7 protein-coding genes and 1 riboswitch are annotated in these 9694 nt (G+C 74.9%); of the genes, 6 read left to right on the plus strand and 1 reads right to left on the minus strand.

Translation table 11 applies throughout. The features are described from left to right. Positions 1–26 precede the first annotated feature (26 nt). The 6 genes from EPD83_RS14890 (at position 27) to EPD83_RS14915 (ending at position 7840) form a co-directional block, all read left to right on the plus strand. Positions 27–1265, plus strand: a complete 1239-nt coding sequence (locus EPD83_RS14890) for an ABC transporter ATP-binding protein (protein ID WP_165566787.1) — start codon at positions 27–29, stop codon at positions 1263–1265. A 93-nt stretch (positions 1266–1358) separates the two neighbouring features. Then, positions 1359–2582 carry a polyamine ABC transporter substrate-binding protein gene (locus EPD83_RS14895; RefSeq protein WP_128367965.1) on the plus strand — a complete coding sequence of 408 codons (1224 nt, stop codon included), beginning with the start codon at positions 1359–1361 and terminating at the stop codon, positions 2580–2582. Beyond that, positions 2575–3555: an ABC transporter permease gene (locus EPD83_RS14900; protein ID WP_322095794.1), complete on the plus strand. Its 981-nt coding sequence runs from the start codon at positions 2575–2577 to the stop codon at positions 3553–3555. The genes EPD83_RS14895 and EPD83_RS14900 overlap by 8 nt, the downstream gene beginning before the upstream one ends. Then, complete coding sequence (locus EPD83_RS14905) at positions 3552–4466, plus strand: ABC transporter permease (RefSeq protein ID WP_128367966.1); 915 nt, start codon at positions 3552–3554, stop codon at positions 4464–4466. The genes EPD83_RS14900 and EPD83_RS14905 overlap by 4 nt, the downstream gene beginning before the upstream one ends. Beyond that, on the plus strand, positions 4466–6118 hold the full coding sequence (locus tag EPD83_RS14910; protein WP_128368348.1) for an amidohydrolase: 1653 nt from the start codon (positions 4466–4468) through the stop codon (positions 6116–6118). The genes EPD83_RS14905 and EPD83_RS14910 overlap by 1 nt, the downstream gene beginning before the upstream one ends. A 114-nt stretch (positions 6119–6232) precedes the next feature. Beyond that, positions 6233–6346, plus strand: a riboswitch (SAM riboswitch). A gap of 42 nt (positions 6347–6388) precedes the next feature. Continuing rightward, positions 6389–7840: an aminotransferase class V-fold PLP-dependent enzyme gene (locus EPD83_RS14915; RefSeq protein WP_128367937.1), complete on the plus strand. Its 1452-nt coding sequence runs from the start codon at positions 6389–6391 to the stop codon at positions 7838–7840. A gap of 434 nt (positions 7841–8274) precedes the next feature. Here EPD83_RS14915 and EPD83_RS14920 read toward each other — a convergent pair whose 3' ends face one another. Continuing rightward, positions 8275–9540, minus strand: coding sequence for a sensor histidine kinase (locus EPD83_RS14920; protein ID WP_128367938.1), 1266 nt, complete (start codon positions 9538–9540; stop codon positions 8275–8277). Between the last annotated feature and the right edge of the window lie 154 nt (positions 9541–9694).

Below are 9694 nucleotides of genomic sequence, written 5' to 3' on the forward strand. Positions count from 1 at the left end.
AAACCGCAGGAGGGCAGGAGACGAGTTTGAGCACCGCAGCCGGGACCACCGCGCCGCAGGGGTCCGAGCCGGACGCCGGGCCCGAGGCCGGGACCACCGCGCCCGACGGCCAGGCCCGGACCCGGCCCGCGGGCGAGGACGGCTCCGCCACCGGCGCCGCCGACGCCGTCGTCCTGCGGCGGGTCAGCCGCTTCTACGCCGACGTCGCCGCGGTCGACGACCTCAGCCTCACCGTCCGCCGCGGCGAGTTCCTCTCGCTCCTCGGGCCCTCCGGCTGCGGCAAGACGACGACCCTGCGGATGATCGCCGGGTTCGAGCACCCCGACACCGGCGACATCCTCGTCGACGGCGCGAGCGTCGTCGGCGTCCCGCCGCACAAGCGGGCGGTCAACACCGTCTTCCAGGCCTACGCCCTCTTCCCGCACATGTCGGTGGCCGAGAACGTCGCCTACGGCCTCGAGCAGTCCCGGGTGCCCAAGCAGCAGATCCGCGAACGGGTCACGGAGGCCCTGGAGATGGTGCGGATGCGCGGGTACGCGGGCCGCCCGCCGACCCAGCTGTCCGGCGGGCAGCAGCAACGCGTCGCCCTGGCCCGGGCGCTGGTCAACCGGCCATCGGTGCTGCTGCTCGACGAGCCGCTCGGCGCGCTGGACCGGCAGCTGCGCGAGGAGATGCAGGTCGAGCTCAAGCTGCTCCAGAGCCGGCTCGGCATCAGCTTCGTCTTCGTCACCCACGACCAGGGCGAGGCGCTGTCGATGAGCGACCGCATCGCCATCATGCGCGCCGGGCGCATCGAGCAGCTCGGCGACGCCGACACCATCTACTCCACGCCGGCGTCCGCCTACGTCGCGGGCTTCGTCGGCCAGCAGAACTTCGTCGACGGCGAGAGCCGCGGCGAGGGCGTCGTCGACACCGCCCTGGGCCGGATGCGCACGAGCCGCGAGGTCGAGGCCGGGGCGGGGGACCGCGTCCGGGTCGCCGTCCGCCCCGAGTTCGTCGACCTCACCGGCACCGAGCCCACCGGACCCGCCGAGAACCTCGTGCGCGGCGAGGTCATCGGCGTCGCCCACCAGGGCGAGACCCGCCAGTTCCTCGTCGACGCCGGCCGCGGGCACACCCTGCTCGTCCGGCGGCCGACGCCCGTCGCGCCCCGCCTCGGCGTCGGCGACACCGCGTGGTGCCGCTGGGAGGCCGACCACGTCCACGTCTTCCCGCACGACGGCGAGCACTCCGCCGCCCCGCCGACCTCCGTCCCCGACGACTGACCGGGACGGGCCCGGTCCGCACCGCACGACCCGCAGCACCACCGCACCACCCGCTCGACCCCGACGTCCCGCCCCGGAGAGGACCCCCCCACGATGACCGGCTCCGACGCCCCCCTGCGCATCCTCGCCCACACCTCCGCCGTCCCCCGGATCCGGCGCGAGGTGACCCGCCGCGGCCTGTTCGGCCTCGCCGCGGCCGGTGGCGCCGGGCTGCTGTCGGCCTGCGGCGGGGGCAGCGGCTCCGGCTCGGGCGGGGCGGCCGCCACCGTCGTCCCGAGCGGCCCGCCGCCGAGCCAGATCGCCACCGGCGGCCCGCTGGAGAACGCGATCTCCATGTACTCCTGGGGCGACTACGACGCCCCGAAGGTGCTCAAGGGGTTCACCAAGGACGAGGGCCCGACGATCACGACCGACTCCTTCGGCTCCAACGAGGAGCTGATCTCCAAGCTCGTCGCGAGCAAGGGCACCGGCGGCTACGACATCGTCGTCCCCACCGGCGCCTTCATCCCGCAGATGGTGCAGAACGGGCTGCTGGCCCCGATCAACAAGGAGCTCATCCCCAACCTGCAGTACATGGACCCCGCCTTCCTCGGGCAGGCCTGGGACCCCGAGAACAACTACTCGATCTGCAAGGCGTGGGGCACCACCGGCTTCGTCTACGACACGACGAAGATCAGCCGCGACCTCACGACGTGGAAGGACTTCATCGACGCCGCGCAGAACGAGGCGAGCGGCAAGACCTCGGTCCTCGACGACCCCGCCGAGGTCACCGGCATCTACTACTGGGCCAACGGCATCGACTGGAACACCACCGACTCCGCGCAGATCGACGCCTGTGAGACCTTCGTCGTCGACGAGCTCGCCCCGCACATCGCCGCCTTCGACTCCTACCCCGGCGGGCAGGCCATCCCGCAGGGCACGCAGTGGCTCATGCAGGTCTGGAACGGCGACGCGCGCATCGGGATCATGGAGAGCAAGACGCCGGAGAACTGGAAGTGGGTCCTCGGCAGCCCGGCCACCGAGCTGTGGATGGACAACTGGGCCATCGCCGAGGGCGCGCCGCACCCCGAGGCCGCGCACGCCTTCATCGACTACGTGCTCACGCCCGAGAACCAGCTGGCCAACGTCGACTACATCGGCTACCACACCGGGGCCAAGGACATCGAGGCCAAGGCCAAGGACGAGGGCCTGGAGATGCTCGACCTCGTGTTCTTCACCCCCGAGCAGATCGAGACGATGAAGACCGGCGAGGTGAACGACGCCCAGCAGCGCACGGTCGACATCTGGAACAAGGCGAAGGCCGCCGCGGGTGCCTGAGGCCCTCGGGGGGACCGCGACGGCGTCGCGCCCGGTCCCGGCGCCGCCGGCCGGACCGCCCACCGCCCCCGCCGCCGGACGCCGGCTGCGGGTGCCCCGGTTCGCCCTCGCCGTGCCGGCGGGCGCCTGGCTCGTCGCGTTCTTCGTCGTCCCCATCGGGACGATCGTGTGGTTCAGCTTCGGCTACAAGCCCGGGCTGTTCGGGACGCACGCCAACGACGTGCTCTCCCTCGACCGCTACCGCGAGGCCTTCAGCCCGACGTTCTTCGCGACCTTCCAGAACACCCTGTGGGTCGGCGTCGCCGGCACGGCGCTCTGCCTGCTCGTCGGGATGCCGACGGCGTACTGGATGGCCGTCAAGGCGCCCCCGCGGCGGCGCGGCCTGCTCGTCGCGCTGGTCATGGTGCCGTACTGGACGAACTTCCTCGTGCGCACCATCGGCTGGCAGGTCATCCTCGCCCCCCAGGGCTGGCTGTCCTCGCTGCTGCAGACCCTGCACCTCACCGGCGGCCCGCTGGACGTCCTCTACACCCGCACCGCCGTGCTCATCGGCGTCGTCTACAACTACCTGCCGCTGATGATCCTGCCGCTCTTCGTCGCCTTCGACCGGGTCGGGCCCTCGCTGCGGGAGGCGAGCAAGGACCTCGGCGCGAACCGCTGGCGCACCTTCACCCGGGTGACGCTGCCGCTCGCCAGGCCGGGGATCATCGCCGGGACGGTGCTCGTCTTCATCCCGCTCATGGGCGACTACGTGACGGCCACCGTGCTCGGCGGCGCCAAGGGCAACATGGTCGGCCAGCTCGTGGCCAGCCAGTTCCAGACCGCACAGAACTGGGCGCTGGGGTCGGCGATGGCGGTCGTCCTCATCCTCGTCATCGCCGCCACCGTCGGCGTCATCGCGCTCCTGGGCTGGCTCGTGTCGCTGCCCATCCGGGCCCGGCACCGCCTCGTGCTCGACGAGGAGGGCGCATGACCGCCCCGGCCACCCGCCCCGTCGGACCGGCGACCCCGCGCGCCGACGACGGCCCGCCGCCGCGCAACCCGCGCCCGCGCTCGTGGGGGGACCGGCTGCTCACCGCCGTCGGGTTCCTCGTCCTCGCGTTCCTCTTCGCGCCGATCGTCGTCGTCATCGTCTACTCCTTCAACGAGGGCCGGCTCCTCATCGCCTGGGACCACTTCGGGTTCGGCTCCTTCGCCGCGCTCACCGAGCGGCCCGCCATCCGCAGCGCGGTGCTCGTCTCGATCCAGGTGGCCGTGCTGTCCTCGCTGCTCGCGACCTTCCTCGGGACGATGGCCGGGGTCGCGCTGGCCCGTCGGCCCGGCCGCTGGACCTACTGGTTCATCGGGCTGCTGCTGCTCGTCTCCGTGACCCCCGAGATCGTCGACGCCGTGTCGCTGCTGCCGTGGCTCGTCTACCTCGGCTCCGACGCCGGCCTCTCGGTCTTCAACGGCGGCATCGTCCGGCTCGTCGTCGGTCACTCGCTCTTCGCGACCGCCGTCGTCAGCTACATCGTGCGGGCCCGGCTCGTCGGGCTCGACGAGTCGCTGGAGGAGGCGTCCGGCGACCTGTACGCCCCGCCGGTCCGCACCTTCCGGCGGGTCACGGTGCCGCTGGCCATGCCGGCCGTCCTCGCCGGCTACCTGCTGTCCTTCACGCTCAGCCTGGACAACACCATCGTCTCGGCCTTCGTCCAGGTCTCCGGCACGACGCCGTGGCCGGTCTACGTCCTCTCGGCGCTGCGCTCGGGGCTGCGGCCGGAGATCGCGGCCGTCTCGACGCTCATGCTCGTCCTCACCCTCGTGGCCCTCGGCGTCGTCGCCCTCGTGCTGCGGCGCTCCGGGGACTCCGCCACCGACATCGCGCGGACGATGGGCGGCGGCTGATGGTCGACACGATCTTCGCCGGCGGCCCGGTCTTCACCGCCCGCGCCGTGCGCTCGCGACCCACCGCCGTCGCCGTCGAGGCCGGTCGGGTCGTCGCCGTCGGCCACGACGAGGTCCGGGAGCTCGCCGGGCCCGGCACCGAGGTCGTCGACCTCGCGGGCCGGATGCTCGTCCCCGGGTTCCAGGACGCGCACGTCCACCCGGTGTGGGCGGGCGTCGACATGCTGCGCTGCGACCTCACCGAGGTCTCGACCGCGGACGCCTACCGCGAGCGCGTCGCCGCCTACGTCGCGGAGCACCCGGACCAGGAGTGGGTGCTCGGCGCCGGGTGGTCGATGTCCGCCTTCCCCGGTGGGACGCCCACCGCGGCCCTCCTCGACGAGGTCGTCGGCGACCGTCCCGCCTTCCTGCCCAACCGCGACGGCCACGGCGCCTGGGTGTCGTCGGCGGCCCTGCGCCTCGCGGGCATCGACGCCGCCACCCCGGACCCGCGCGACGGGCGGATCGAGCGCGACCACGACGGCAACCCCACCGGGACCCTGCACGAGGGGGCGATGGCGCTCGTCGGGCGGCTCGCCCCGGAGACGACCGACGCGGAGCGGCTCGAGGGGCTGCTGCGGGCGCAGGCGCACCTGCACGCGCTCGGCATCACCGCCTGGCAGGACGCGATCATCGGCGACTACGGCGACGGCGGGAACCCGGCGGTGGCGTACCGGGCGGCGGACGAGGCCGGCCGGCTCACCGCGCGGGTCGTCGGGGCCCTGTGGTGGGACCGGGACGCCGGACTGGAGCAGGTCGCCGACCTCGTCGAGCGGCGGGCGGCGTGGTCGACGCAGCGGTTCCGCGCGACGAGCGTGAAGATCATGCAGGACGGGGTGGCCGAGAACTTCACCGCGGCCATGCTCGACCCGTACTGCGACGGCCACGGCCACTGGACCGACAACGCCGGCATCTCCTTCGTGCCCGTCGAGACCCTCCTGCCCGCGGCCACGCAGCTGGACGCGGCCGGCTTCCAGCTGCACTTCCACGCCATCGGCGACCGGGCCGTCCGCGAGTGCCTCGACGCCGTCGCGGCCGCGCTGGCCGCCAACGGACGGCGCGACGCCCGCCACCACCTGGCTCACCTCCAGGTCGTCCACCCCGACGACGTGCCGCGCTTCCGCGAGCTCGGGGTCGCCGTGAACATGCAGGCGCTGTGGGCGGCCCTCGAGGCGCAGATGGTCGACCTCACCATCCCCTTCCTCGGCGAGCCGCGGACCTCGTGGCAGTACCCCTTCGGGGACCTGCACCGGGCCGGTGCGGTGCTCGCCATGGGCTCGGACTGGGCGGTCTCCAGCGCGGACCCGCTGGCCGCCATCCACGTCGCCGTGAACCGCCAGGTCCCCGAGGCCCTGCGCGAGGGCGAGCCGGAGCACCCGGTCTTCCTCCCCGAGCAGCGGCTCGACCTCGCGACCGCGCTCACCGCCTACACCGCCGGGTCGGCGTACGTGAACCGGCTCGAGGACACCGGGAGCATCCGGGTCGGGGCGCTCGCCGACCTCGTCATCCTCGACCGCGACCCGTTCGCCGGACCGCCCACCGAGATCGGCGACACCCGCGTGCTCCAGACCTTCGTCGACGGCGTCCGCGTCCACGCCGCCCCCGACGCCTGACCCCGTCCCCGGCGGTCGTGGACGGGGTGGGGACGGCGGGAACCCCTGGGGGTGTTCTCGGGGGACGGACGCCGGTCGACGGGGGAGCACGACGGGCTGCAGACTGCTCGCGTAGGTCATGAGTGCCAGCACCAAGCCCCGGCTCGCTGGCCGGCAACCCTCCTCCGCGGTGGGGTGCTCCGGGTGACGACCTGGTCGGCGCCGTGGTGGCGTCGGCAAGCGCGGACCCACGGTGCCACCGGGGTCCTCACGACCCCGACGGAGTCCTCGATGTCCCTCCAGCCCCTCGCCTCGCGCACCCACCGCCGCACGCCCCGGCACCACGACGACACCCCGGTCGAGGGCATCCTCACCGACGAGCAGCTGCGCACCGCCCGGGTCCGTCCGGTGGGCGGTGGGCTGCCCGCCGTCGTCGCCCCCGGCCTCGTCCCGACGGTCGACGGCCGCCTCGTCGACTACGCCCCGCTCGACCACGCGGCGTCCACCCCGGCCTTCGAGCGCGTCGCCCGTGCCGTCGACGCCGTCACCGCCACCTACTCCTCCGTGCACCGCGGCACCGGCTGGCTCTCGCGGGTCACGAGCGCCCACTACGAGGCCGCCCGCGAGGAGGTCGGCCGCTTCGTCGGTGCCCGGCCCGACGACGTCGTCGTCCTCACCCGCAACACGACCGACGCCGTGACGCTGCTCGCGCGCTGCCTGCCCGCCGGCACGCCCGTCGTCGTCCTGGAGTCCGAGCACCACGCGTCGCTGCTGCCGTGGGCGGCGGCCGACGTCCACCGCGTGCCCGTGCCGCGGCACCTCTACGACGCGCTGGCCTCGGTCGAGGCCGCGCTGGCGGGGCTCGACCCGCGCCGCACCGGCGGCCCGCAGCCGCTGCTCGTCGTCTCCGGAGCGTCCAACGTCACCGGCGAGCTCTGGCCGCTCACCCGCCTCGTCGGCCTGGCCCGGCGGCACGGCGCCCGCGTCCTGATCGACGCCGCCCAGCTGCTGGCCCACCGCTCGCTCGACCTGGAGTCCCTCGGGGCCGACTGGGTGGCGTTCTCCGGGCACAAGCTGCACGCGCCGTACGGCACTGGCGCGCTGGTCGGCCGCCGCGACGTCCTCGACGCCGCGGAGCCCTACCTGCCCGGGGGCGGCGCCAGCGCGGCGGTGACCCACGACGGCACCCGCTGGGCCACCGGCGCCGCCCGCCACGAGGGCGGGACGCCGAACGTCGTCGGCGCGGTCGCGCTCGCCGCCGCCTGCGCGACGCTGCGCGAGCACCGCCGCGAGGTCGAGGAGCACGAGGCCGCCCTCACGGCCCGCCTCGTCGACGGCCTGCGGGGCATCCCGGGGGTGCGCACCTACTCCCTCCTCGGCGAGGACCTCGAGCGCGCGCCCGTCGTGACCTTCACGATCGACGGGCTGGACAGCGGTCTCGTCGCGGCCGCGCTGAGCGCCGAGCACGGCATCGGGGTGCGGGCCGGGAAGTTCTGCGCGCACCTGCTGGTCGACGCGCTGCTGCGCGACGAGGCCGCCGCCACCGGCCGGACCGAGGCGCCGACCACCGCGGTGCGCGCCAGCGCGGGCATCGCGACGACCCTCGCCCACGTCGACCGGCTCGTCACCGCCGTCGCGGCCCTGGCCGGCAGCGGTCCGGCGGTGCGGTACGTCCACGACGACGCCCGCGGCTGGCTGGCCGAGGAGGACCCGCGCGACCCGGTGGTGCCGCTGCCCTGGTGAGCCCGCCGGCCGGGGCCCACGGCCACCCGGTCGCGGGCGCGGGCGGCCCCGGACATGGAGCACCCCCGTCCGGGATCCTCCCGACGGATGCGCGCGGTGCAGGGGTTCCGGCGCACTTGGTGTCTGGGCGACCCACGGACGGGGGCGGTCTCATGGCGGTCGACGGGCAGGCTCTGACCCGCTGACTGTGACCAGTGTGACGGAGGCGAAGACAACGGCGCGTCATCCTGCTGTTAAGGGAACGTCATGTCTCGTCGGCTTGACGTGTTCTTGACGGCGACACGACGCCGCGTTGACGTGACGCGGAGCACCATGGACCCACCGTGGACGCCCCGTCGGGCGACCCGGGACCCTCTCGCCGACCGCACCGCCCGGAGGTCACCGTGACCGCGACCCGCACGCGCGCGCGCCGGTCCGCGTGCGCGCGTGCCCGCTCAGCCGGCGTCGGCCAGCGGCAGGTCGACCTCCACCCGCAGCCCGCCGAGGGCCGAGTCGGTCAGCTGCACCGACCCGCCCGCGTTCTCCGCGAGCCGGTGGACGATGGCCAACCCGAGCCCCGTCGACCCGCCGCCGGAGTCGCCGCGGCCGGCCCAGGGGCGGGAAAGCCCCGGCCCCGCGTCCTCGACGACGAGCCGCACCAGCCCCCCGCCGATCCCAACGAGCACCTGCGCGTCGGTGCCGTCCGGGGTGTGCGCGAAGACGTTGTCCAGCAGCGTGTCCAGCAGCTCGACGGCGGACTCCGGCCCGAGCGCGACGAGCGCGCGCTGCCGGGGAACGCCGGACACGAGCCGCCGGCCCTGGTCCTCGGCCAGCGCCCGCCAGAAGGCGGTGCGCTCGGTGACGAGGGCACCGAGGTCGGTCGGCTGCGGCAACCCGTCGACGAGCGGCCGCCGCGCCTCGTGGACGACCTCGTCGATGCTGCGGCGGAGCACCTCGACGTGCTCGCGCAGGCGCGCCCCGAGGTCGGGGTCCTCGACGAGGTCGGTGTCCAGCCGCAGCGCCGTCACGGGCGTCCGCAGCCGGTGGCCGAGGTCGGCGACGTGCTCGCGCTCGGCCGCGACGAGCTCGTGGATCCGGTCGGCGAGGGCGTTGAGCGCGCGGCCGAGCTCGGCGGTCTCCGGGGGCCCGCCCGGCGTCGCCCGGGCCTCGGCGTCACCCTCGCGCAGGCGGTGCGCGACGTCGGCGAGGTCGGTGACGGGCACCGTCACCCGTCGCCCGAGCCGCCACGCGACGAGCACGGAGGCGACGACGAGGGCCGTGCCCAGGCCGAGGACGAGGCCCCACGCCAGGCGGACGCCCGCCTCGAGCTCGTCGTCGGTCACGTGGGCGACGACGACCTCGACGCCCTCCGGGGTCCGGACCGGGACGAGGGCGTCGAGCCCGGACGCGGTCCGCTGGGTGAAGGCCGCCTGCTCGGTGCGGGCGCGCCGCACCGCGGCGGTCGACACCGGGTCGCGCCCGGGGAAGGCGCCGACGGTCGTGCCGTCGGGGTGGACGACGAGCACGGGGGGTCCCTGCGCGGACCGGTCCTGCACGGAGCGGGCGAGGGCGGCGGGGTCCATGACGGCCGCGACGAGCGTGGCGGTGCCCTGGGCCTGGTCCCGCGCCCGGGTCGTCGCCCGGTCCTGCGCGAGACCGTGGACGAGGAGCATGAGCGGCACGACGAAGGCCAGGACGACGGCGGACGTCGTCGCGGCCACCAGCCAGACGATCCTGCGGGTCATCGCGCGGGGCCGGGCTCCGGCGCGGTCGTGGCGTCCTCGCCGGTCGCGGGACCGTCGGCGGTCCCGGTGTCCTGCGGCGCGGACAGGCGCAGCCCGACCCCGCGCACGCTGTGGAGGTACCGGGGATGAG

It is taken from the genome of Phycicoccus flavus, from assembly GCF_004025965.2.
GTDB classification, from domain to species: domain Bacteria; phylum Actinomycetota; class Actinomycetes; order Actinomycetales; family Dermatophilaceae; genus Phycicoccus; species Phycicoccus flavus.

Bases quoted from the DNA above. Each gene is read 5' to 3' on its own strand.
- EPD83_RS14895 (WP_128367965.1), top strand. From the start codon at position 1,359: ATGACCGGCTCCGACGCCCCCCTGCGCATCCTCGCCCACACCTCCGCC.
- EPD83_RS14905 (WP_128367966.1), top strand. From the start codon at position 3,552: ATGACCGCCCCGGCCACCCGCCCCGTCGGACCGGCGACCCCGCGCGCC.
- EPD83_RS14910 (WP_128368348.1), top strand. From the start codon at position 4,466: ATGGTCGACACGATCTTCGCCGGCGGCCCGGTCTTCACCGCCCGCGCC.
- EPD83_RS14915 (WP_128367937.1), top strand. From the start codon at position 6,389: ATGTCCCTCCAGCCCCTCGCCTCGCGCACCCACCGCCGCACGCCCCGG.